23 protein-coding genes and 2 tRNA genes are annotated in these 23,080 nt (G+C 63.6%); 11 read left to right on the top strand and 14 right to left on the bottom strand.

The window, feature by feature from the left end:
• Positions 1-110 precede the first annotated feature (110 nt).
• Genes AC6H34_RS18185 through AC6H34_RS18175 form a run of 3 tightly spaced genes read left to right on the top strand, consistent with a single transcriptional unit; the run spans position 111 to position 3,677 of the window.
• Positions 111-1,649: a sugar ABC transporter ATP-binding protein gene (locus tag AC6H34_RS18185; RefSeq protein ID WP_497539648.1), complete on the top strand. Its 1,539-nt coding sequence runs from the start codon at positions 111-113 to the stop codon at positions 1,647-1,649.
• On the top strand, positions 1,639-2,673 hold the full coding sequence (locus AC6H34_RS18180) for an ABC transporter permease (protein WP_497539647.1): 1,035 nt from the start codon (positions 1,639-1,641) through the stop codon (positions 2,671-2,673). The genes AC6H34_RS18185 and AC6H34_RS18180 overlap by 11 nt, the downstream gene beginning before the upstream one ends.
• Entirely contained in the window at positions 2,670-3,677 is a 1,008-nt protein-coding gene (locus tag AC6H34_RS18175; protein WP_497539646.1) for an ABC transporter permease, read from the top strand. Before AC6H34_RS18180 ends, AC6H34_RS18175 begins: the two co-directional genes overlap by 4 nt.
• 260 nt (positions 3,678-3,937) lie before the next feature.
• Here the strand turns inward: AC6H34_RS18175 and AC6H34_RS18170 are convergent, their stop codons facing one another.
• From AC6H34_RS18170 to AC6H34_RS18160, 3 genes are all read right to left on the bottom strand, one after another.
• Positions 3,938-5,914, bottom strand: coding sequence for a family 2A encapsulin nanocompartment cargo protein cysteine desulfurase (locus AC6H34_RS18170; protein WP_497539645.1), 1,977 nt, complete (start codon positions 5,912-5,914; stop codon positions 3,938-3,940).
• Positions 5,915-6,028: 114 nt separating this feature from the next.
• Complete coding sequence (locus tag AC6H34_RS18165; protein ID WP_448148515.1) at positions 6,029-6,976, bottom strand: family 2A encapsulin nanocompartment shell protein; 948 nt, start codon at positions 6,974-6,976, stop codon at positions 6,029-6,031.
• Between the two features lie 165 nt (positions 6,977-7,141).
• Positions 7,142-7,540 carry a hypothetical protein gene (locus AC6H34_RS18160; RefSeq protein ID WP_448148516.1) on the bottom strand — a complete coding sequence of 133 codons (399 nt, stop codon included), beginning with the start codon at positions 7,538-7,540 and terminating at the stop codon, positions 7,142-7,144.
• A 266-nt stretch (positions 7,541-7,806) separates the two neighbouring features.
• On the opposite strand from AC6H34_RS18160, the gene AC6H34_RS18155 reads away from it, so the two are divergent.
• A complete protein-coding gene (locus AC6H34_RS18155) occupies positions 7,807-8,256 on the top strand; it encodes an RrF2 family transcriptional regulator (protein WP_448148517.1) in 450 nt (149 codons plus the stop codon).
• Positions 8,257-8,364: 108 nt separating this feature from the next.
• On the opposite strand, the gene AC6H34_RS18150 is transcribed toward AC6H34_RS18155, so the two are convergent.
• Positions 8,365-8,441, bottom strand: a tRNA-Pro gene (locus AC6H34_RS18150).
• A gap of 144 nt (positions 8,442-8,585) precedes the next feature.
• Here AC6H34_RS18150 and AC6H34_RS18145 point away from each other — a divergent pair.
• The 5 genes from AC6H34_RS18145 to AC6H34_RS18125 all read left to right on the top strand — a co-directional run bounded on the left by AC6H34_RS18145 (position 8,586) and on the right by AC6H34_RS18125 (position 11,789).
• A tRNA-Gln gene (locus AC6H34_RS18145) sits at positions 8,586-8,660 on the top strand.
• A gap of 254 nt (positions 8,661-8,914) precedes the next feature.
• Positions 8,915-9,181: a hypothetical protein gene (locus AC6H34_RS18140; protein WP_448148518.1), complete on the top strand. Its 267-nt coding sequence runs from the start codon at positions 8,915-8,917 to the stop codon at positions 9,179-9,181.
• Positions 9,178-9,360, top strand: a complete 183-nt coding sequence (locus tag AC6H34_RS18135) for a hypothetical protein (RefSeq protein ID WP_497539644.1) — start codon at positions 9,178-9,180, stop codon at positions 9,358-9,360. Before AC6H34_RS18140 ends, AC6H34_RS18135 begins: the two co-directional genes overlap by 4 nt.
• Before the next feature lie 1,184 nt (positions 9,361-10,544).
• Positions 10,545-10,805: a hypothetical protein gene (locus tag AC6H34_RS18130; RefSeq protein ID WP_448148519.1), complete on the top strand. Its 261-nt coding sequence runs from the start codon at positions 10,545-10,547 to the stop codon at positions 10,803-10,805.
• Positions 10,806-11,039: 234 nt separating this feature from the next.
• Complete coding sequence (locus AC6H34_RS18125) at positions 11,040-11,789, top strand: hypothetical protein (RefSeq protein ID WP_497539643.1); 750 nt, start codon at positions 11,040-11,042, stop codon at positions 11,787-11,789.
• A 284-nt stretch (positions 11,790-12,073) separates the two neighbouring features.
• Here AC6H34_RS18125 and AC6H34_RS18120 read toward each other — a convergent pair whose 3' ends face one another.
• Positions 12,074-12,631 carry a dihydrofolate reductase family protein gene (locus AC6H34_RS18120; protein ID WP_448148521.1) on the bottom strand — a complete coding sequence of 186 codons (558 nt, stop codon included), beginning with the start codon at positions 12,629-12,631 and terminating at the stop codon, positions 12,074-12,076.
• 748 nt (positions 12,632-13,379) lie between these two features.
• Positions 13,380-14,483, bottom strand: a complete 1,104-nt coding sequence (locus tag AC6H34_RS18115; RefSeq protein WP_497539642.1) for a methyltransferase domain-containing protein — start codon at positions 14,481-14,483, stop codon at positions 13,380-13,382.
• Positions 14,484-15,146: 663 nt separating this feature from the next.
• On the opposite strand from AC6H34_RS18115, the gene AC6H34_RS18110 reads away from it, so the two are divergent.
• On the top strand, positions 15,147-15,638 hold the full coding sequence (locus AC6H34_RS18110) for a hypothetical protein (protein WP_497539641.1): 492 nt from the start codon (positions 15,147-15,149) through the stop codon (positions 15,636-15,638).
• Between the two features lie 14 nt (positions 15,639-15,652).
• On the opposite strand, the gene AC6H34_RS18105 is transcribed toward AC6H34_RS18110, so the two are convergent.
• Both AC6H34_RS18105 and AC6H34_RS18100 read right to left on the bottom strand, forming a co-directional pair.
• Positions 15,653-16,186 (bottom strand): 2,4'-dihydroxyacetophenone dioxygenase family protein, encoded by a 534-nt coding sequence (locus AC6H34_RS18105; protein WP_448148524.1) that lies wholly within the window; start codon positions 16,184-16,186, stop codon positions 15,653-15,655.
• A 4-nt stretch (positions 16,187-16,190) separates the two neighbouring features.
• Positions 16,191-16,895, bottom strand: a complete 705-nt coding sequence (locus AC6H34_RS18100; protein WP_497539640.1) for an SDR family NAD(P)-dependent oxidoreductase — start codon at positions 16,893-16,895, stop codon at positions 16,191-16,193.
• Positions 16,896-17,184: 289 nt separating this feature from the next.
• Between AC6H34_RS18100 and AC6H34_RS18095 the strand changes: the two genes are divergently transcribed.
• Positions 17,185-18,435, top strand: a complete 1,251-nt coding sequence (locus tag AC6H34_RS18095; RefSeq protein WP_497539639.1) for an ROK family protein — start codon at positions 17,185-17,187, stop codon at positions 18,433-18,435.
• Between the two features lie 81 nt (positions 18,436-18,516).
• Here AC6H34_RS18095 and AC6H34_RS18090 read toward each other — a convergent pair whose 3' ends face one another.
• From AC6H34_RS18090 to AC6H34_RS18065, 6 genes are all read right to left on the bottom strand, one after another.
• Positions 18,517-19,128: a biotin transporter BioY gene (locus AC6H34_RS18090; RefSeq protein WP_497539638.1), complete on the bottom strand. Its 612-nt coding sequence runs from the start codon at positions 19,126-19,128 to the stop codon at positions 18,517-18,519.
• Between the two features lie 109 nt (positions 19,129-19,237).
• On the bottom strand, positions 19,238-20,092 hold the full coding sequence (locus AC6H34_RS18085; protein WP_448148528.1) for a 23S rRNA (adenine(2030)-N(6))-methyltransferase RlmJ: 855 nt from the start codon (positions 20,090-20,092) through the stop codon (positions 19,238-19,240).
• Complete coding sequence (locus AC6H34_RS18080) at positions 20,089-21,288, bottom strand: low temperature requirement protein A (RefSeq protein ID WP_497539637.1); 1,200 nt, start codon at positions 21,286-21,288, stop codon at positions 20,089-20,091. Before AC6H34_RS18080 ends, AC6H34_RS18085 begins: the two co-directional genes overlap by 4 nt.
• Before the next feature lie 118 nt (positions 21,289-21,406).
• Complete coding sequence (locus AC6H34_RS18075; RefSeq protein WP_497539636.1) at positions 21,407-21,757, bottom strand: cupin domain-containing protein; 351 nt, start codon at positions 21,755-21,757, stop codon at positions 21,407-21,409.
• Position 21,758: 1 nt separating this feature from the next.
• A complete protein-coding gene (locus tag AC6H34_RS18070) occupies positions 21,759-22,424 on the bottom strand; it encodes a ribonuclease T2 family protein (RefSeq protein ID WP_497539635.1) in 666 nt (221 codons plus the stop codon).
• Positions 22,421-22,864: a hypothetical protein gene (locus AC6H34_RS18065; protein ID WP_448148532.1), complete on the bottom strand. Its 444-nt coding sequence runs from the start codon at positions 22,862-22,864 to the stop codon at positions 22,421-22,423. The genes AC6H34_RS18070 and AC6H34_RS18065 overlap by 4 nt, the downstream gene beginning before the upstream one ends.
• Between the last annotated feature and the right edge of the window lie 216 nt (positions 22,865-23,080).

The following is a 23,080-nucleotide window of genomic DNA, read 5'->3' as shown; positions in this document are numbered from 1 at the left end:
CCGGCATCGGCAAGGCTGAAACCGAATGCCGGCGACGAGGGCGGGCCTGACGAACGTCCAGCCTTCCTCTCGGTATCGCGATGTTGGACAGGATACCAAGGATCATCATCATGCCGGACACCGGTCTCGCCCTTTCGCTTCGCCATATCGTCAAGCAATTCGGCGGCGTGCGTGCGCTCGACGACGCCACCTTCGAGGTGCGGCGCGGCTCGGTGCACGGGCTGGTCGGCCAGAACGGCGCCGGCAAGTCGACCCTGATCAAGATCCTGGCCGGCCTGCACAAGCCCGACGGCGGTGAGATCCTCATCGACGGCAAGACCGAGCAAAACCTCACGCCCCATCACGTCGAGCGACTTGGCATTCATTTCATCCACCAGGACCGCCTGCTGGTGCCGAGCTTCACCGTGGGCGAGGCGCTGCTGCTCGGCCAGGAGATCACGCTGGCTCCCCGCACGGTCGGCCGCGTCATCCCGCTTTTGAACCGGCGCGCCATGCAGCGTCACGCGGCCGAGATCCTGAAGAACTATTTCGACCTGACGCTGCCGCCCGGAGCTCTCATCTCCTCGCTCACCACGGCGCAGAAGCAGATCGTGCAGATCACCCGCGCGCTGCTGCGCAAGCCTTCCGTCATCGTCTTCGACGAGCCTACCGCGGCGCTGGTGCGCAGGGAGGCCGACATTCTCTTCGCGCTGATCCGGCGCCTGCGGGACGAGGGCATCACCATCGTCTACATCTCGCACTATCTCAACGAGATCGAGGCGCTGTGCGACCGGGTGACCGTGCTGCGCAACGGCAAGGATGTCGCCAGCCTCGACAAGGCCGAGATCTCGGCGGGCGCCATCGCCTCGCTGATGGTGGAACGCGACATCGGCGACATGTTTCCCAAACAGGTCGTCCCCCTCGGCGAGCCTGTCCTCACCGTCACGGATCTGCGCCATCGCAGCGCCTACAGCGACATCGGCTTCACGGTCCGGCGCGGCGAGATCGTCGGCATCACCGGCCTGCTCGGTTCCGGCGCCAAGGAAGTCATCCGCACTCTGTTCGGCCTGGAACGGCCGCAATCGGGCGAGATCCGCCATGACGGGAAGGTGGTGGCGGTGCGCAACACCGTCGAGGCAGTGGGCCGCGGCACGGCCCTGGTACCGGAGGACAGGCGAGGCCACGGCGTGGCGCTCGGCCTCAGCGTGGAGGAGAACACCACGCTGGCAAGTCTGAGCCGCTTTTCGAAGGCGGGCTTCCTGGGGCGCCTGGCCGAGCGCGGCGAGGTCGACCGCCTGATCAAGGCGCTGGCCATCCGCACGCCCTCGCGCGAGGCCGCCGTGCGCACCCTCTCGGGCGGCAACCAGCAGAAGGTCGTGCTCGCGAAATGGCTCAGCCGGCAAGCCGATCTCTATATCCTCGATGAGCCTACGGTGGGCATCGACATCGGTTCAAAGGTCGAGATCTATCGCCTCATCGGCGATCTTGCCGCCCGCGGCGCCGGTATCCTCATCCTGTCCACCGATCTGCCCGAGCTGGTGGGGATCGCCGACCGCATCATCGTCATGTATCGCGGCGAGATCATTCGCGACGGCGCCGCCTCGGCGACCAGCGTCGACGGTGTGCTCGCGGCAGCGACCGGCAGCTGGGAGGTACGCCATGTCGGCTAACGCGGACAGTCTCGGGGACGGCTTCAATGCGAGGCCATCCTCGCATTTCGCGGCGAGGGCCGGCCGGAACTTCGCCGCCGCATCCCTGCGTGCAGGCTCCTATCTCGCCTTCGCAGCCATCCTCGCCTTCTTCGCCTGGCACGTGCCCTTCTTCCTGTCGATCGGCAATGTGGGCGGCGTGCTCGGCCAGTCGGCCATTCTCGGCGTCCTCGCCATCGGCATGACCGTCGTGGTGATCGGCGGCGGGTCCAATGTCGTGACCGGCGGCATCGATCTATCGCTCGCCGCCAATATGGGCTTGAGCGCCGCCATCTACGCCACGCTGATCGCGGCCGGTTTCCCGGACTGGACGGCCGCCGGCGGCGCCCTCGTCACGGGCCTCGCGATCGGCCTCGTCAACGCGGTCGCCGTCACCCGGCTCCACATCGTTCCTCTGCTGGCGACCCTCGCGGTCATGAACATCGTGGCCGGGCTGGAACTGGTGGTGACGCAGAATACCGTCGTGCCCGCCTCCACCGACTTCCTCTCGCTGCTGTCCGGCTACGGACCCCTCTCCATTCCCATCCTCGCCTTCGTGCTCGTCGCCTTCACGCTGGTCGCCATCGTGATCGTCCAGTACACGCCGCTTGGACTGCGGCTCTACGCCGTCGGCGAGTTCCCGGAAGCGGCACGGGCAAGCGGCCTGTCCGTCGATCGCGTCGTCGCCGGGACCTATGTGGCAAGCGGCCTCTGCGGCGGCATCGCTGGCATCCTATCCGTCGCCTATCTCAGCGGCAGCACCACCGGCTCGGGCGACATGCTGCTGCCCGTGGTGGTGACGGCACTGCTCGGCGTCGTCTTCTCGCGCCGGCTGGTGCCGACCATCGGCGGGGCCTTCCTGTCGACGCTGTTCGTCGGCTTTCTCATCAACGGCTTCCAGCTCCTCAACGTCTCCAGCTATTGGGTCAGCGGCGTGCAGGGTGTCCTGATCCTGGCCGTGGTGGCGGCCACTTCGATCCTGCGGCGGGAAGGAACGCGCCCATGAGCAACCTCGATCTGGCGGACAGACGCCCCCTCAACGCCCGTATCGTCACCGCACTCCTGCTGCGCTACGCGGTGCTGGTCGCCCTGATCGGCGTCTTCGCGCTGTTCTCGGTGCTGGCGCCCTCCTTCCTCGCGCCCGCCAATCTCCTCAGCATCCTCGTCAACAATGTCGCCCTGCTCGCCATCGTCTCCATCGGCATGACCCTGGTGGTGGCGGCCGGCGGCATCGATCTGTCCGTTGGAACGGCGATCGATTTCGCCAGCCTCACCTTCGTCACCCTGGTGCTCGGGGGGGAGCCGGTGTGGCTGGCGACGTTGGCTGGCCTTGCGGCCGGCGCGTTGGTCGGCCTCTTCAACGCCGTCCTGATCGTGGGGTTGGGCATCGCCCCCTTCCTGGCAACGCTCGGGACGCTCTTCATCGGACGAAGCGCCCAGCAGTTGATCACGGGTGGCGGTAATCCCATCTATCTGCCGGCCTCTGCGACGCCCGAGAGCTTCCGGGCCATCGGGCACGGCGCGATCCTCGGCATCCCCGTGCCTCTGGTGGTGGTTGGCCTGCTCGCGGCGATCGTGGCCGTCGTGCTCACGCGCACCCGCTTCGGGCGCATCGTGCTTGCCATCGGCGTCCAGCCGGGGGTCGCGCGCTATTCCGGCCTCGACGTGCCGCGCGCCACGGCCTCCATCTACATATTGGCTGCGCTGGTAAGTGCGATGGCGGGCATCCTGCTCTCGGCGACCGTCAGCGTCTACGTCCCCTATTCCGGCAATGCCTTCCTGCTCAACGCCATCGGGGCCACCTTCATCGGCACCACGCTCAGCGCCGAGAGCCGGCCGAACGTCCCAGGCACCGTCCTCGGCGTGCTGCTGCTCGGCATCGTGGCGAACGGCCTGCTGCTGGTCGGTCTCAGCTATTACTGGCAGCAGGTGGGGACGGGCGTGCTGATCTTCCTCGTGCTCGCGGCAAGCTTCGCAACCCGGGGGGGCGCGTCGCGGGCGAGAAATTGAGGCGCAGGAGCCAACTTTGGGGACGGGCGCGACGTTCCTCCCCTACCTCAAGAAGAGGATGAACGTCGCGCCACCGCAAAATGGCGTGAGGCCCGGTCACCGCCTGAAGATGCCGAGGACGAGAGGCCGTCCTTCCGGGCGGACTGCGCGGCGCCCTGGAAACCGCCCTGTAAAGGCCGGGTGCCCGGATGCAGGCTCCCGGCATCGCCGCGGCCGGAATGACTCCACGGTCCGCGACCAAGTCCTGGGCGGCCGCGCCCTCAGCGGTAGCCCCGGCCGCTCTGGATCCGCTGGAGCGCCGCGATCAGCGCGTCCACGTCCTCATAGGTGTTGTAGAAGGCGAGCGACGGGCGCACCGTGCTCTCCAGGCCGAAGCGCCGCAGGATGGGCTGGGCACAATGATGGCCGGCACGCACCGCGATGCCTTCGCGGTCCAGCGCCACGCCGACATCCTGGGTGCGGCAGCCATCGAGCACGAAGGAGAGCACGCTCGCCTTCTCCTTCGCCGTGCCGATCAGCTTGAGGCCGGGAATCGTGAGCATCTTCTCCGTGGCATAGACCAGCAGTTCGTGCTCGTAGCGCCCGATCACATCCATGCCGATGGTTTCGACATAATCGAGGGCGGCGCCAAGCCCGACGGCATCGGCGATGTTGCCGGTGCCGGCCTCGAACCGCTCCGGCGGTCCCTGGTAGACGGTCTTCTCGAAGGTTACGTCGGCGATCATGTTGCCGCCGCCCTGCCATGGCGCCATATGGGCAAGCACGTCCGGCTTGCCGTAGACCACGCCGATGCCCGTCGGTCCGAACACCTTGTGGCCGGAGAAGACGAAGAAATCGCAGTCGAGCGCCTGGACGTCTGTACGCATGTGCGAGACGGACTGGGCACCGTCGACGATGGTGGTGGCGCCGTGGCGCCTCGCGATGGCGACCATCTCGCGCGCCGGCGTCACGGTGCCCAAGGCATTGGAGACCTGCGTGATCGAGACAATGCGGGTGCGCGGGTTCAGCAGCCTCTCATATTCTTCCAGGATGACCTGGCCGCTGTCGTCGACGGGCGCGACGCGCAGCTTCGCGCCCGTTTCCGCGCAAAGCATCTGCCAGGGCACGATATTGGCGTGGTGCTCCAGCCAGGTGACGACGATCTCGTCGCCCTCGCGGACATTGCGGCGCCCGAAGGCCTGGGCGATCAGGTTGATGCCCTCGGTGGTGCCGCGCACGAAGATGATGTCGCGGGTGGAACCGGCATTGAGAAAACGCCGCGTCTTTTCGCGGGCACTTTCATAGGCATCGGTGGCGCGCGCGGCGAGCTGGTGGGCGGCGCGGTGGATGTTGGAATTCTCGTGCTCGTAGAAATAGCTCAGGCGGTCGATCACGCTTTGCGGCTTCTGCGTCGTCGCGGCATTGTCGAGCCAGATCAGGGGCTTGCCGTGGACTTGCTCCTGCAGGATGGGAAAATCGCGCTTGACCGCGCTGGCGTCGAAGGGCCGGTTGGATCGGCCGAGATCGGGCACGGCATCGGGGCGCAGTTCGAGTGACAGCACGCTGAAATCTGGGGTCAGCCGGCCCGGGGAGATGGGCGTGGAGGACGGAGCCGGCACGGCCGCTGGCGAGGGAACGGCTGGTATGGCCGGTGTCGCGGGTACGGTCAGCCCCGCGGCCGGGACAACTGCGGGAGCCTCCCTGAGGAAATAGAGATCGCCCTGTGCAGGCTGCGCAGCGGCACCGGGAATGGAAGCCGTCGACGGAGTGTTCAACGGCGCGGCCGCGGCGGCATCCGGGCGCACGAATCCAAGAAATTCGGCAATACCGGGCGGCAGGGCGCTGAAATCCGCCTGGGTCGGCACGCTCGGAATGAAAAGGCCGGCCGTGCCGCCGGGTTGCGGTACGTCGGAAGGGATGGCCGAGGCACCGGAGAGCGGCAACGGCGCCGTCGCGGGAGCGATCGGGATGCTGGGCGTCGGCACGATCGAGGGTATGGTCACCGGCGGCAGGTCCGGAGGGCCGACAGGAGGCCGCGCGGGAACATGCGGCGCGGCACTGGTGACCACGGAGGGCGCGGGAGCCAGGGTCGGACTCGGCGGGACAGCCGGCAGGGTCGGAGCAAGCGGCACGGTGCCCTGGTTGGGCGGCGCCTGGAACAGGGCGTTGGCGAGTTGCGCCAGGGTGGAAGGATCCGGCCAACTCGGCGTCGCGGCGGCCGGAGGGATCGGGGTCTGCGGCAAAGGGGTGGATGACATGGCCAGGAACTCCCGCGGATAGCCCTCCATCCCGAAGAGGGCCCGACGTCTTCAAGAGAAGGAAGGAGGCGCGGCGAACAGGGCCGCCGCGCCGGTCAGCCTCAGGCTGGAGGATCAGACGTACTTGTCCGGATATTCGTGATACTTGCCCACATCCACGCCTTCGAGCACGGCGAGCGCATCATGCGTGAGCACGGCTGCCGAGCAGTATAGCGAGATCAGGTAGGAGGCGATCGCCTTGCGGTTGATGCCCATGAAGCGCACCGACAGGCTCGGCTGGACCTCGCCCGGCACGCCCGGCTGGAACAGGCCGATGACGCCTTGCTTCTTCTCGCCCGTGCGCAGCAGCAGGATGTTCGACTTGCCGTTCTTGTCGATGTCGAGCTTGTCGCTCGGCACCAGGGGAAGGCCGCGCCAGGTGAGGAAGGGCGAGCCGAACAAGGTGACCGTTGGCGGCGGCACGCCTCGGCGGGTGCATTCGCGCCCGAATGCCGCGATGGCGCGCGGGTGGGCGAGGAAGAATGCCGGTTCCTTCCAGACCTTGGTGATGAGCTCATCGAGATCGTCCGGCGTCGGGGCGCCGGTACGCGGCTTGATCCGCTGGGAAGCAGCCGTATTGGGTAGGAGGCCATATTCCCGGTTGTTGATCAGCTCGTATTCCTGTTTCTCCTTCACCTTCTCGATGAGGAGACGGAGCTGTTCCTGGATCTGGTCGTAGGGATGGCTGTAGAGGTCGGAGACGCGGGTCTGCACGTCGAGTACCGTGGTCACCGCATTGAGCGAATATTCGCGCGGAGCCGCCTCATACTGCACGAAGGTCTCCGGCAGATCGGGATCCTGGTCCCGGCGCGGGGAGCATTCGACCTCGGCGCTGATGTCGCCCTGGTCTTCCTTCACGCGATTGAGGCGATAGATGCCGGCTTCCACCGGCGTCCAGGGCAGGAAGGAGACCAGCCAGCGTGGCGAAATGCCGGACCACTGCGCCCTCGTCTTGGTGGCGTTGGCTAATTGCCGGGCCGCCGCCTCATCGAGCGTTCGGCGAACGGCGGGTTCGTCAGTCATGCGGAGCTCCTTGTCTGATCCGTTCCGGAAAATGATTCGACTTGTGCTGGTTAAGTGGCCGGCCCCAAAAGGCCGGGCAAATACGCTATGTACCGGCGCGTCCTGTTGGTCGGCCTATCTCCATCGAAAAGCTGTGAAAATTCGGGTGCAGTGCCGCGCTGGCCTTCATGTCGAAGCAGTTCCTGAAGCTCTCGTGGCCGGGAGGGGAGTCGACGTCCTGTCACTCTCCATCGACCTGTGATGCGCCAGCGCCTTCTCGATCGTCCGGACGGAACGATGGAAGCGATCGGCCAGGATCAGGATTGCCTGCTGCCGGATGAAGCCATCGGCGCGCAGCGCCAGGAAAGCCTCGCCGATATCGGACCATTGCGGCGGCGGCAGGCGGCGGCGCGAGCGTTTCTGCCGGGAGGGATCGATCAGCTCCGCCACCAGCGCGAGCAGTTGAGGCGACACGTTTCCGTCGCGCAGCCAGTCGGCGGCTTGCTGCCTCGCCGCAACGATGCGCCCCTCACGCAGCATCTTGCGCAAATGCAGGGTTTTCACGCAGAAATCCGGCTTGGGCATCTAATTCCTTAATATCTATAGAAATAGTAGATAATAAGGAATTTCGGCAGAAGTCAATTCCGGCCTGCACCGGTTTTTTTCGGGCGCGCGCGGTGTCTAGAACCGGAGATTCCCCCGAGGACGCTCGATCCCGGCCTTGGGGCAAAGGACGCCCGCCGCGGGGGGAAATGGAACAAGCAGCTTACGAGGTGATGTAAATTTCCACAAACCCTCCTATATTATAGACAAAATCAATTGTAGCGCCCCGTGAGGGGCTCGAGGGTTTCATGCTCACCAAGAAAGGAAAGTATGGCCTGAAGGCCATGGTTCATCTCTCCGGAGCCGAGCCGGGCCGGCCAGTACTGGTCACCGAGATCGCCGAACGGAACGGCATACCGAAGAAGTTCCTCGACACGATTCTTGGCGAACTGCGCAACGCCGGGCTGCTTCATTCCAAGAAGGGCAAGGGCGGGGGCTATACACTGGGGCGCCCCGCCAGTGAAATTCGCGTCGGCCACATCATTCGCGTGCTCGACGGCCCGCTCGCGCCGATCGCCTGTGCCAGCAAGACGGCCTATCAGCGCTGCGACGACTGTACCGACGAGAAGCAATGCGCCGTGCGGATGATGATGCTCGAGGTTCGCCAGGCAATCTCCACTGTCCTGGACAATCGCACCCTGGCCGAGATGCGGGCCCTGAGCGACGTCGACGACCTCGCCCTTATGTACCAGATCTGAAGGAGACGTCAGGAAGACCCTCGGGCGGTGCGTTATCGCACCGTCCACACGCCCACGCCATTGCAGCGGCGGCTAAAAAAGAAAGCTGCAGGTCTTTCGGGATCCAACTGGTCGGAGTGGCAGGATTTGAACCTGCGACCCCTACGTCCCGAACGTAGTGCTCTACCAGGCTGAGCCACACTCCGTATTCCAGTCGTGGGCGGGTCTATAGCGGGATCATAGGCGAGCCGCAAGCAGGTTATGACGTTTTTGCGGAATGAATTTAGGGAGGTGATTTTTACGCTCCCGCCTTGCAGCGTTCCGGCGAACCGGTTATGAGCCGCACCGATTGGGGCGTAGCCAAGTGGTAAGGCAGCGGATTTTGATTCCGCCATTCGGAGGTTCGAACCCTCCCGCCCCAGCCACCAACCTATTGATTTCTTATATATTTTGTCGCGGACAAAGGCGACAGATGAGAACAGATGGTGGATATCCGCCGCACAAAATCCAGCACAATTGCGGCGGGGCCTTCTCGCAAAGGCGCCTCTCTCACAAAAAAATTGAAGATCCCTCCCCAGCCTGAAGGGCTTCGGCAGATGATACCCATCGCATCCGAACGGAAGGGTTGCTACGATACTTTCCTTCAAGCGCTGAAGTGATCGATAGGCAGTGCCCTGCCATGCCCCGCATCACCTACTACGTCGTCCTTCCTTTCATCCGCACCGAAGATGGCGAACTGCTCGGCATCGAGGCCGAAGAGGCGCCAACCCACGGTCAGGCCGAGTTCCGAGGGCGTGATATGGTTGGCCATACGATTGGAGCAAATCAGATCGTCGGCACTATCGTGTTTTCGCGAACGGGGGACCCGCAGTTGGGCGACTTCGGCGACGCGGCGATCCTAGCGAGATACGGCGAGACGCCGGACGATGTCGAGGGGATAGAATGATGCCTTACGACGTGCGGCCGTGCCAGAGCAGTCTTTGGTGGTTGGTTTACGATACCCGCACGGGCGAGGTTGTTGAGGTGGCTGGTGTGGTCTGCGATGTGATGGCGTTGGAAGACGCCCAACATCTAGCGGATCTCCTGAACTGGCAGGAGAAAGAGGCTGAGAGGTCGCCGAAATGAAAACATTTCTCGAGGAGACAGCTTCTTAGCCAAGATCACTCGTCGCTGGGACACAGTGAATTATGGCTCCTCGCCACGCCATGAGGCGACCTATGGGCTACGTTCCGCCTATACAATGACGTAAACAGCATACAGCCCCAACAGAATGACTACGACCGCTGTCGACCAGTGAAAGTGATAACGAAAAGGCGTGCCCAGCTTGCGCATGTTCATGACCTATCGCTCCCCAGGGTCCATATGACCCGGCCGGCCATCCTCTCCTCGCTATCCCGCCCCCAACGCGTTACTGGTACCGCTTCATTGATTGCCCAAGTGGCGGCCCAGATGAGGGGTGACGTCGATGAGGCGCCTGCGTACCTTTTATGTCTGCCCCTACGGAATGCGCAGAGGCAATAGTTACATATGGCCCTTTAGAATTAGCGGAGAATTAGAACGTGGTGAGTTGGGCGCCAGATGGACATGACGTACCCAGCCAAGCACCTACTTGGTCTGCGAAATGCCGAGCGCGGCCGATCAGTTCCCGGACATGTAATGGAACAACAGGCATGCAAAGCCGGCGACAGTGAAAGCCGCCCAGGTCCGCATTTCCCTGCCAAGTTCGTCGCGGCCGAACTCCCAGCTTTTGGCGGCGATCCCCAGAAACCGATAGTCTCCGCAACCGAAGAAATATCCTACCAGTATGAAAGTCCAACCGAGAGTAACGACAAAAGCCCACCTTTGCCTGGTCATTGTCTCGAAGCCACGCCGCCAGGGCCACCCATCCCACCAAGCTGCGATATGGCTTTAGTTGCCACGGCAACAGTGTACCTTTGGGTACATGTCATACTTCAATATGCGAAGAAGAAGAAAGCGGCCGCGTTTCGGAGCCGCGACCGGCAAGTCAGACGATCATTGACCACGCTGCAAAACTTAGTAATGGGGCGGAACGTTTCCTTCGGCCCCCAAAAGGCCCCTTCCAGCCTTCGGCCTGAAGGGAGCGCTCTTTGCATAAGTGTGTCGGCTTAGGAGTTTCTCTCGGAGGGCCGTCAAGACATCTGAATTTGACTACCCGACCCGGAGGCTCTCTCTGTACCATGGCAGATGTCATTTGGAAAATTGAGCGAGGCAACGGCACGGCAGCGGCCGTTGACAGATGATGCATTTGATAGCCAGCGCGGGGGCCATTCAAGGTGAGGCTAAAACTCTTGGCAGTTCTCCTCCTGGCGGCGGCGGTCGCCGGCGTTATCGCGGGAGCGAAGTGGCATGGCGCCGACGATGGGGCGATCTACACCCTCTATCGATCAGTCGCGCAATCTGAAGTTGGACGCGTCCATGTCGCGACCTTCGACGCCGTCGAGGGCGAGGCTTATAACCAGGGCAACTGTCAGGCGGCGGCTCAACTATTCCTCGCGCAACCGGGCGTGACCACGAAGTTCTGGTGCGAGAAGGGTCGGTTCAGGAGCTAACCAGGCCCTTTGCCGAGATTTGACGGAATTCGCCCCAGCGATCGTCGTTGTGGCGAGTTAAGACTAAGAGGCACCCTCCGCGCCCTGACCGAAGCAGGCCCCTTCTCGTTTGTTTCCACATTGTTGCGCCGGAGAATAAAGTAGGAACTACACTTAAGTTTCCTCACAATCGGCATCTCGAGGCTTTAGTTAAGTGTCTGTATTGCCGCCCTGATCCTGGGAAGCTCACCATTTTTGACCCCCTGGGCCGGTGGTGGTCGTGGCGCTTATATAGGCCTCACCCTCGGAGGCGCAGGCGGCACAAATGGAACAACCTCGCAAGCTACCGGTCAGCCCGGTAATGAGGTTGCAGCTGGCAACGCCGGATCCGGCGGCGGCGGCGTTGACCTGACGACCGGCAACGGCGGAGCAGGTGGCGCGCGTGGCATCGGCGGCATCGGAACAGGTGCAGGTGCAAGGCCCGGCAATGCGGGCGCCACTGGCGCGGCCGGTGCAACGATCGGCAGCGAGGAGACGATCAGCACCGCGATTGCAGGTGGTACCGGCGGGGCGGGAGAGACCGCTGTCAACAACGTCAACACCCCTGGTGGGGTGGCGGCGTGGGCGTCTCCGCCACGGCAGATGTTACGGTTAGTGGATCCGGCTCAGTCACGGCGGTGCTGGCGCAAATGCTCTACTGGTGGCGGCGGCGTCCGCCTTGAAAAGCTCGACAGCTGGAAGGACGCGGCTGGCGTGGCCCAGCAGTTGCAGGTCTATGGCACCGCCAACCTCAGCTGCGAGTTCCTTGATGGCACCTCGGTCGAGGTCGCGGGCACCAGGCTCGATCAGAAGGGAAGGGAACTCTGGGGCGAAGTCGGCGCTGGCGGCACCTACGCATGGAACGACAAGTGGTGCGTCAATGGCGAGGCCAGCTATGCGGCTGCGTTCGCATCCGGCGGCAACTACGCCGTGAAGGGAACGGTCGGCCTGCGCTATCGGTGGTAGTCCGGATTGCAGCGGTCGTTGGCGGATGATGCGTTGATCGTCATCGATCGCAAGGCCGCGGCCCGAAGGAGTCGCCCCTTCCGCGCTACGCCACCGGCCTGGCCTACGACAAAGCCCTCGGACAACTTCGCAGCCGCAACCAGACGCCCGATCCGGCGCGCTGGGAGCAGCCGAAACACCATGCGGCGCGCATGGCGGAAGCAGTGGATATGCCGTATTGCGCGGCGAGAAGACTTCCTATGATCCGCAGGCCCGCGAGTTGGGTTGGAAGAGGCTGCGCTCGATCAGCGCGCACGCCGGTAATGCATGGCGACCGCGCCGCTGCGGAGCGGCTTGGCCGAGATCAGCTCGAGCCGTCGCGTGCTGGGCAGCCCGCTCTGGTAGAGGGTCGGTCCGTGGCCCGCGATCCTGGGGTGCACGAGGAACTTGTACTCGTCGATCAGATCCAGCCGGTCCAGCTCGGTCGCGAGTTTGCCACTACCAAGGAGCACGCCGGCGGGGGTCGCATCCTTGAGCCTCTGCACGCCCGTGCGCAGTTCGCCGCCAATGTGGTGGCTGTTGGTCCACGGGAAGGCCTTTCGCGTCGATGACACTACGTACTTCGGCTTGGCCTCCAGCTTGACCGCCCACTCGCGCATCGCCGGCGGCGCCGCCTCCTCGCCGCGGGCGACTGCCGGCCAGTAGCTCTCCATCATCTCGTAGGTGACGCGACCCCACAGCATTGCTCCGCCCTCGTCCATAAGGTGGGTGAAGAAGGCGTGCGTCTCGTCGTCGGCAATTCCCTCCTGGTGGTCGACGCAGCCGTCCAGGGTAACGTTGATGCTGAAGGTCAATAGTCCCATGCGTCGAGTCTAAGCCATACAATGGAGAACATGAAGGACAATCCCGAAGATCAGTCGGACGAGGCTGCTCCGGAAGCCGTGGGAGCCATGAAGAAGCCGGCCGCGTTTCGGAGCCGCGACCGGCAAGTTAGACGATCATTGACAATGCCGGAAAACGAGTGATGGGCCGGAATGTTCCTTTGCGAAAAAAGTGCAAAAAGCCCCTCTCCAGCCCGAAGGCCAGAGCGGCTGGCAGCCCCGATGGGTGATATTCACCACACGTTCAGATCATCTTGCTAGATAGTGATCGCGAAAACTCAGGGAGGTATCCATGAAATTCACCCGAAATCTGCTTATCGCTGCTTGTCTGGTGGCCGGAAGTTTGACGATCGCTCCGCAGATCGCCTCGGCAATGCCGATAGCACCATCCGCGCAATCGCAGGCTGACACTGGGCTTGTTCAGCAAGCCCGTCGTGTGTGTCCGTATGGAATGCACCGCTCCCCTTATGGCTGCGTCCGCGATCGCTATTATGGCTATGGCAGACATGGTTACGGTCGCTGGAATGACTATCCTCGCCGGTATTATCGCTACTAGGCCGGTCCAGACGGGGAAAAGCCCCCCACCCCGAAGGGCAGCGGGCAATGAAAGGGCGTTGATCCGCTTCCTGTTTTTCAAGTCCAGCAGAGGAGAGCGGCCATCCTTATGCGACTCGCCGATCGCAACACGACGTTTCGATGAGAAGATTGGATGCCTGGCGATGCGGGAAAACTACGCGACGGATGCGAGCGGCTTGCTGTCAGGGAATGGATGGAGCCGCATCCCTTCCAGACCGATGACCTCGGCGGAGCCGCCAAGTGCGCGATAAAGCGCGTCGACCTCATCCCGATAGACCGGGTTGGCGACGAGAATGGTCTTGACTCCTGCCCCGACGGCTTCCTCCGCCGATACGATGCGGTGGCCCGTCATGGGAACGAACCGGCCTTGCTTGGCTGGGTTGATGTCGACCAGAAGCTCGATCCAATTCGCACCGGGATCCACCAGCTGCGCAAATCCGATGCCTTTCGCGGCAGCTCCCCATACCGCTACCGGCCCCCGGCTCCTGGCCTCCGCGACGGCGGTCCGCCAATAGGCGGCATAGTCCAGTCGCGCCGTCATCAGATCCGGAAATTCGCGAGTGCTGTAGCTCGCCGACGCCCTTGCGGCGGCAATGAAGTACTGCCCCTCGAATACGGGTTCGGATGAAAACATCTCGAAGCCGGCAAGCCGCAACGCCGTGCCCAGACTGGAGGGCGTATAGTACGAGGCAGTCTCGTAGAATATGTCCTGCGTGGATCTTCTACCCAGAACCCAAGCGATATCGGGAGACTCGACGAATATCGTCGCCTCGCCGTCGGCGATCACCTCCCGCAGCAGGGAGAAGAAACCTACGGGATCCTGCAGATAGCCAAGCACATGTCTTAGAATAATCAGGTTTGGCCGGCAGGACAGCCGATTGACCGTGGAGCGGTCGAAATAGCAGGGATGAATGGTCGCATTATCTCCGAGAGGCGTACTCGTTTGCCTGTAGGCGGGATCAAACCCATCAAACTGCGTGATACGCATTGCCTGGTCGGCCACTGCCAGATGTCGAAAAAACTGCCCCTGAGCGCAGCCGATTTCGAGAATTCGCAATTCCTCGACCGCTGGAACACTGCTGATTACCTTTGCCGCAATAAAATCCAGGTGCCCCCTGTACAATTCTGAATAAGTACCATCCTGCTCGTATTCTACATCGAAACTCACGCTATTCCTGGCGTGAGCCTCGTTCCATACGAAACCACATTGCTTGCAACCTACTATATGAAGATTTTCAAGCGGAATATCGAAGGACATAGACCTTGATTCCGGAAGTCGATTTGCAAATACGGGAACACGCTCACGTTTTTCAATTATATCAAGGCTACGTGAGTTGCATACACCACATATTATTTCATGAGTTTTATATATCAATTTCAAAATGCCTCTACAGCCACATCGGTTTGTAATAGAGGCAATATTTATGTTTTCAAGATAGTTGCCTAAACTATAAGATCAGATTATGAAAATATAGATCTCTTTATGTAAAGAAGCAGGGCACATCGCGCGAAAAGGCGGAATAAAACCATGCCGGACGCTCCATGTGCTCACACTCCCGAATTGATCGTCCGAAAGAAGACGAGAATTCGGCCGTACGGCAACATGCCCCCCCCGGCCTCACCTATGGTTTCCCATGCCGACGAAAACCCGGAAGGCGGACAGGTTCGAAGATGGAACTGCCGGGTAGACGGCGGGATGCGGCAGGACCTTCCGGCCGTCATGCCATCGCTGGGCCCCAGTCTGCGGTGACCGCCGCGCCGGCGGCGGGGTCGTTGTGGAATCCCCGGGAGAGGGACGCCATGTGGACGCCTTTATTATTTGCGCAGCTAGACTGATATTTGTGCCGATGCCCCTGTCCCTCGCCTGCCCGCCTGCTATATGGGCAGCCGGGTTGGCGGTATCCGAACCTTGGAGGTTATCATGCGCGTGATGGTGGCAGCATTCCTGACGGGGGCTCTGCTTTGCATGCCGGCGCTGGCCACTGAGAAGCCCCCTGCCGATACCAAGCCGGCGACGGACAAGACCACGCCCGTCAAGCCCGAGTCCGCCAAGCCCGTGACCCGTGCTCCCGTCAACAAGCCGGTGGACTACGGCGACATGCGCTGCGCATTCGCCGTGCGCCATCGCGACGTCCTGGACGGTCAGATCATCGCCTGGGCGAGCGGTTTCATCGAGGGCTATGCCAAAGCCAACCCCGAACGCCTCAGCAATGCCCGCGTGGCCGAGCTAACCGACCCCACCGTGCTGCGCACGCATATTCGCGGCTATTGCCTGAAGTACCGGGAGCGGTCGATCGAGGCAGCGGCACTGGCCATGATACCGCACGCCGCCGCTCATCCGACCGAGGCACCGGCCCAGCATCAGGCCACGCCCTCCCCGCAGCACCCGACCGCGGCACCCACGGCCAAGTAATCCGATCCCGAGGATCAGCGCCGGATGAAGCGCTCGACGTAATCCGCGCCCAGGCCGTTGGCGGCATAGTGGGCGCGGCACATGTCGATCTTCGAGAAGACGTCCTCGAAACCGGTCACCTTCCCCCAGGGATCGACATAGATCATCGCTCCCGTGATGTGGAAGAGCGTGATCATCTCCGGGCAATCGTCCGGCACCACCAGCGTGTGTGTCTCGCCCGGCGGCTCGAAGACATAGGAGCCCGTCTCGGCCACCCAGTCATGCTCAAGGTAGTGCCAGCGCCCCCGCAGCACATGGCCATGCACGGGCGCGGGATGGCGATGTCGGGACAGCACGCCGGATTTGCGCACGCGCAGAAGGTTGACCCAGTAGCCCTGTCCCGCATGCAGGCAGAGGGGGCGGAACCAGACGTTCTCCATCTGCGGCACCCACACACGCTCGTCATCTGGCAGCACCTGCGGCACCACGATCTCGGGAGCGGCATCGGCCGGCATCGGCAACTGGTATGGCATTTTGCTCTGGTCGAGCTTGCGTTCAGCTTGGTTCATGGCGCTATCCGATGAGGTAGCCGCCGTCGACGGGCAGAATCACCCCTGTCATGAAGGCGGCGGCGGGGGAACACAGGAACATCACGGGACCGGTGAGGTCGTCGGGCCGGCCCCAGCGGCCGAGAGGCGTGCGCCCCACGATCGGACCGCTGCGAGCGGGGTCTTCCACGAGGGCTCGGGTGAGTGGCGTCTCGATCCAGCCGGGTGCGATGGCGTTGACGCGAATCCCCTCCCCGGCCCAGGCAATGGCGAGCGATTTCGTCAATTGCGCGATGCCGCCCTTGCTGGCGCTGTAGGCCGGCACGAGGCCGCCGCCGAAGAAGGACAGCATGGAGGCGAGATTGACCACCGATCCGGCACCGGACGCGGCGAGCAGCGGGCGGCAGGCCGCGCATAGACGCATCGTGCCGTTGAGGTTGATATCGACGACGTCGTCGAAGACTTCCGGATCATGCTCGGCGCCGCGGCGGATCACCCCGGCGGCGTTGACGAGGATATCGAGCCGATCCAGCCCGCGAGCCAGTGCGGCGACGGCCGCTGCATCGCGTACGTCGAGATCGGCCGTCTCGATCCCAGGCGCCGCCTGCCCCGGCAGTCCTGCCGCGAGGACCTTCGCTCCCGCCTGTGCGAAGGCCGCTGCGATCGCCGCCCCGATACCGCTCGTGCCGCCGCTCACGAGGACGGACTTGTGCTTGAAATCGAATGGCATGCGAGGCTTCCAACAGGGTCTTGCGGCGAACGAAGCGCCTGCAAAGATCAGACAATACCAGGAGGCGGGCGTCAATCCGACATCAGGCGGCCGCCTCGCCCGCCTCGGACCCGTGAAGCAGAATTTCGAGCGCATCCCAACAAAATACTGTGATTACTCCAAAATTCCGGCAACTCCTTCCACCCCCATGATGCTTGACTTGTATCCCCAACTTGCATTTACTCAACGGTAATAAATAATAACCCCAGGCATTCTCTCCTTGCGCCTGGGGAGAAATGTGGAGGAAGCCATGGCGCCCGCGTCATCGGCGGAGCGTGGACTGACATCCGCGCGCATCCGTCACTACCATCATCGAATCGTGCTGCAGCGCTTGCGCCGGTTGCGAGAGGCCTCCAAGGCCGACCTTGCACGTGCCGCCAACCTCACCAATACGGCCATCGGCGAGATCGTCTCCGACCTGCAATCCTACGGGCTGATTTCCGTGGTCGGCAAACGCTATCATGGCCAGCGCGGCCAGCCGGCGACCTTGCTGCGCCTGGAGCCGACGGGAGCCTACGGCATCGGTGTCCGCATCGATCGCAACCGGATCGAAACCGCGCTGGTCGATCTCGGCGGGAATCTCGTGGACAAGCGATCGCACGACCATCCCCTGCCCCCGCCCGGCGAGGCACTCGAACTGATCTCCGCCGACGTGGCGGCGCTGCACGCCATCGCCGAAAGGTCCTCGCCCGGGCGGGTGCTGGGCATCGGGCTTGCCCAACCCTATAATCTCGGTGCGTGGCTCGACCGGCTCAATCTCGACATCCCAGCGCTGGCGCAATGGGACGGCTTCGACTTCGCCGCCGCGCTGCAGGATGCCACCGGCCTCGACGTACACGCCGAGAATGACGGCACCGCAGCCGCGATCGCCGAACTCTTCTATGGCTTCGGGCGGGAATCGGACGATTTCGTCTATTTCTTCATCGGCCCGGCCATCGGCGGCGGCGTAGTGCTGGCCGGCGATTATCGCCGCGGCGCCACCGGCAACGCCGGCGATGTGGCGATGCTCCCGGTACCGCCGTCCCGCCTGCCGTCCACGCCGCCACCCAGGGGCCCTTTCGATATCCTGCTGGCTCGGGCCTCCGTCGCGGCCCTGATGAGGCACCTCGACTGGCACGGCCGCAAGGTTTCCGGCCCGAACGACCTTCCCGCGGCCATCGACGCCTGCCCCCAAGCCCTGGAGGAATGGATCGCCGATTGCGTGGAGGCACTGGTGGGACCGGTCCTCTCGGCGCAGGCACTGCTCGACGTTCCCAATGTCGTCCTGGACGGGGATCTTGGCGCACCCATCATGAAAGAGATTATCGCGCGCCTCGAGACCGCCCTCGTGGGCGCCATACCGGAAGCGCGCAGCGCACCCGCGCTGCGCCTGGGTACCTTCGGCTCGACCGCCCACGCCCTCGGAGCGGCCAGCCTGCCGCTGTTCATCGACTTCGCACCGCGGGCGACCGTTTCGGCCAGCGCCCGGCCGATCGCGACGCTGGGCGAGACGAGAACCTGAGTCCGCAAAAGAAAACGGCCGACCCATGGGCCGGCCGTTCCGATCGGCGGGCCAGCCGGCCTGCCGATGCTTCAAGAGACCTCAGCCGCGCAGCTTCCTGAGACCGGCCCAGCTCGCACCGACGAGAGCGGCAGCGAGCGCGACCTTCACGAGGTCCGCCAGGAGGAAGGGCGCGACGCCGCCGAGCCAGGCGCGCTCATAACCGATGCCGCCCCAGGCCCCGCTGGCGAGCTGGGCGATGAAGGCGAGCCAGGCGAAGCCCAGTGCAAGAACCAGGATGTCCGCGGCCAGCATGGCGCCGAACAGCGGGAGCACGCGGTTACCGACACGCTCGGCGACTAAACCGACGATCCAGGCCGCGATCGGATAGGCGAGGAGATAGCCGCCGGTGGTGCCGAGGAAATAGAGGGGACCGTAGCCGGCTCCCGCGAAGACCGGCAGCACCAGGCCCGTGGCGAGATAGGCCAGGACCGCCGTGGCGCCGAGGCGGGCGCCGAGGGCAGCGGCGATGAGGGGCACGGCCAGCGTCTGCAACGTCACCGGAACCGGCCAGAACGGCACCTGCACCTTGGCCGAGATGGTCAGGAGAGCCACGCCCGCCAACACCAGCAGGACGTTGCGTGCCACCGGATTGGCCTTGGCCGGCCACAAGGCACCTGCCAGAGTGGAAGTCGTGGATTGCGCTGCGCTCATCTCAATCTCCAGAACGATAAGGACCCTCCCTCTTAGCGCGCTGACTGGGCCTGGCAAAGGGGGACGGCATCCCGTCAACAGAAGCGGGAAATGAGGCAAAGAGCAAGGGCTATCGTTTCTCCTCCTCCTTCAGCCAGTCGAGGCGCAGGAAGCCCGCACCCTCCTTGGCGAAGAGGGGCGCGAGATAGTCCCCTATGGCTCTCAATTCGTCTTCGAGCTTCCAGGGCGGATTGAGGATGATCATGCCGCAGCCGTTGAGACGATCGACGCGCTGCACCTTGTAGCGACTGATCTCGAAGCGCAGGGTTCGCCCGGCCGGGAGCGCGGCGAGCCGGTTGGCGAAGTTCTCGACTTCGCGCATGCCCTTGATCGGATACCAGACCGCATAAATGCCCGTCGACCACCGCTTCAACGCGCCGGCGAGGGCATCGGCGATGACCTTGAACTCATTGTCCTGTTCATAGGGCGGATCGACGAGCACCAGGCCCCGGCGCTCGGGTGGGGGCAGTAGGCCCGGCAGGAGTTTCCAGGCATCGCCCTCCATCACCTTCACGCGCTTGCTGCGCTCGAAGTTGCGACGGAGCCGGCCAGCATCCTCCGGGTGCTTTTCACAGAAGACGAGATGGTCCTGCGCGCGCGTGAGATCGGAGGAGATCCAGGGGGAGCCAGGGTAGAGCGGCGGTTTCTGCGCCATCAGATTGCCGCAGAGCTGCAGCCAGGGAGCGATGAGTTCTCCAACCTGCGGCGGGGGCGGCTGCCGGCCGACGAGAGCCACGCCCTCCTGCCACTCTCCGGTGCGCTGCGCCTCGTCTCCCTCGAGATTGTACAGGCCTGTGCCGGCATGGGTATCGATGACGCGAAAGGGCGCTTCCTTCGCCTTGAGATGAATGAGGATGCGTGCGAGCACGATGTGCTTGAGCACATCGGCGAAATTCCCGGCATGGAAGGCGTGGCGGTAGTTCATGAGACGTGACGCGCTCCGGAAAGACGGCTCTGCCGGCTGACGCGTCCCTCCCAGAGCGCGACGGCCAGCATGATGATCGTGGTGATGCCGCTGATCATCAGGAGATCGGTGCTGAAGGCGAAGGGCGCAGCGACGACCAGCGCCAGCAGCCCCGCAAGGTGCGAGACCGGGATGCGGCCATAGATCAGGCGCTTGTACATGGCGTTTCCGATCAGATAGATCGCCGGTCCGCCATAGATCACGGCCACGCCCGCGACGTCCACTGGTTTGTCCGGGTGCGCGATCGACAGGTCGTTGCCGACGGCGGTGACGATCACACCCGCCACGAGCAGCACATGGAGATAGTGGATATACGCGCCGAGTTGCCCCGGATCCCGCGCCTCGACGATTACCTCGGCGGCGGCGTGCGTGCTGGTATCGAAATAGACCCACCACATCGCGATGCTGCCCACGAAGGCCACCACGAAAGCGATCAGGCTGGGTATTTCCCAGGCCTCGGCTCCGGACAGGGTCGCGCCCGTCACCAGGATCGTCTCGCCCAGCGCCACGATGACGAAGAGCGCGCAGCGCTCGACCAGATGTCCGCCCTCGATCGTCCACTCGCTGCCCGAATCGGAGCGGCCGAGCACAGGGAGCCAAAGTCCGAACATCGGCGCGAAATATTCGCAACCGACGGCGATCACCCAGAGGATGATACGGGTATGTCCTTCCGCCAGCCCGCCGGCGATCCAGAAGCAGCCCGCGATGGCGCTCCAGATCAGCAGGCGCTGGGTATTGCGTGTAAGCGGGCTGTTTGCCCCAAGTTGGAATAGACCGAAGGCCGAACGGCCGACCTGCATCGCCGCGACGCAGCAGGCGAAGATGAGGCCGCGCTCCTTGAATGCCTCGGGAATGGCCGCAGCCATCACGAGTCCGATCGCCATCAGGACGAACAGGCAGATCCGGATCGGCGTCTTCTCCGGATCGAACCAGTTGGTGAACCAGCAGGTATATTGCCAGACCAGCCAGACGGCGAACCACAGGATCAGGGTTTCGACGGCACCGCCCAAGGTCAAGTGATGCAGCAGGGAATGCGAAAGCTGCGTCACCGCGAAGACATAGACGAGGTCGAAGAAGAGTTCCGCGTAGGAAACACGCGCCTCGTGACCATCGCGCTCGCGCAATATGTTCGTCTTTTCGGTCCCTGCCGTCATCATCCCGGATTCCCCTTGCCCCGAGCCATATCGCCGGGAATGGCGGCGGCAGGCAAGAGACAAGCATCGTCATCCCGAGAAAGGCCCACAAGCAACAGGGCGGCAGGGACGGAACGCCGCCTCAGATCCGGATGACGTAACTCTTGCGCGTGGTCTCGATCACCTCCCAGCTTCCGGTGAAGCCGGGCTCCAGGATCATGGTATCGCCCGGCCCGAGCGGCACCGGCGGCCCGCCATCGGGGGTGACGACGGACCGGCCTTCGAGCAGCGTGCAGCTCTCCCACTCCTCGTAGACGATGCGCCAGCGGCCGGGCGTCGCCTCCCAGATGCCGCCGAAGGTCCTGCCGTCGGCACTCTCATAGCTGTTCCAGGTGCGGAACGCGGGCGTTCCTGCCTCCAGCCTTTCGGGCTTGGGTGCCCCGGCTTCCGCCTCCCCCTCGCCTGTGCCGGAAAATTTCAGCCAAAGAGCCATGTCAGTTCACCGCGGGTACGAGAATGGAACGTGCGCGGCAGGTCTGCCGCTTCACCACATCTGGACAGGAACGGAAATTGCGCAGATCCCTGCTGAGGCAGAGGCGCACTTCGGTCAGAACCGCGCCGCGGTCTCCGCGTCCGCAGGCCACGGCCATCATGTCGGGCCTCAGCCCCGGATTGGCTTCGGAAAAGGCGCGCTCGATCTCGATCGGCGCGGTCCGTGCGGCCTGCGTGGGGACCTGATACGCCTGGGGCAGCGCCACCCGGCGATGCAGCGCCGCGATAGCGCCGAAATAGCGCGACGGCGACAGGCCGGAACATGTGCCGTGCTTGCGCCATTCATGACGGGCCAGCGCTTCGGAAGGCATCACGCCCTCGACGACGGCGAGGTCCCGACGCTGCACGAAACCACCAGGGTTGCAATCGACGGGATAGTCGCGCTCGCCCTGCGGCCACAAGCCGTGGACGAGGAAGCCAAGGCGCGAGCCGGCATCGCATTGATCCGGCTGCCTGGACGCACCGCCGGAAGCGCAGAAGCCCGGCGACCAGGTCAGTGACAGGAGATAGAGATCGAAATCACCAGGGGCGGCGCCCCTGATCTCACGCGCGGCGAGGCTTCCGCCCGCCGCCACGAACAAGGCAACAGCGAGCAGAATGCGGATCACGGACGCGCCATCTTGCAGGCCGGCGCATAAGCGAGATTGTGGTCGGTGCCGTCCACGCACCATTCCACGCCCCAGCCCAGGCCGATCCAGCCGGTATCCTCGGCGATCGAATAGGAGACGCGGCGATAGTGTCCGTCGGAGGTCAGGGCGCGAGCCACGCAGAAGCGGCGCGGTATGTAGTCCGTACCCCAAGGCGAGTAGGCGACCTGGCGATAACGGTCGATCTGCTGGATCGTCAGCGAGGAGTTCCAGTAATTGGCTTCCTTCTCGGCAAAGCGGGAGGTGATCTTGCCGGTCACGGCAGGATCGTCGCAATGCGGCAGGACACCGTCATAGTTCGGCCCAGAGAGCCAGAAATTCTTCTCCAGAGCCGAGGCGGCAAGCGCCGGCACGCAGGAAGCAGCCAGCAAAGCGGCGGCGACAAAACCGGCAATACGCATGATGAGAATCCTCGATTGAACAACTGACGGAATCTGTGCGCGGCGGGGCCGGCCGTCAAGCGGCATCCGGCATGATCTTGCCATGGAATTGCCGTGTTTGGACAGAGGCGAATATCATGCCCGCGCCTGCAAGTCCCGCAGGCCGTGGATACTATTTTCGCTGGCAAAATCATCCGCCCCGTGAAAGCCTCCGGCCTCGTTCCCGTGCAAGGCCTG

The organism is Labrys sp. ALF-8 (genome assembly GCF_059699065.1).
This window is presented reverse-complemented; position numbering and strand designations above follow the sequence as displayed.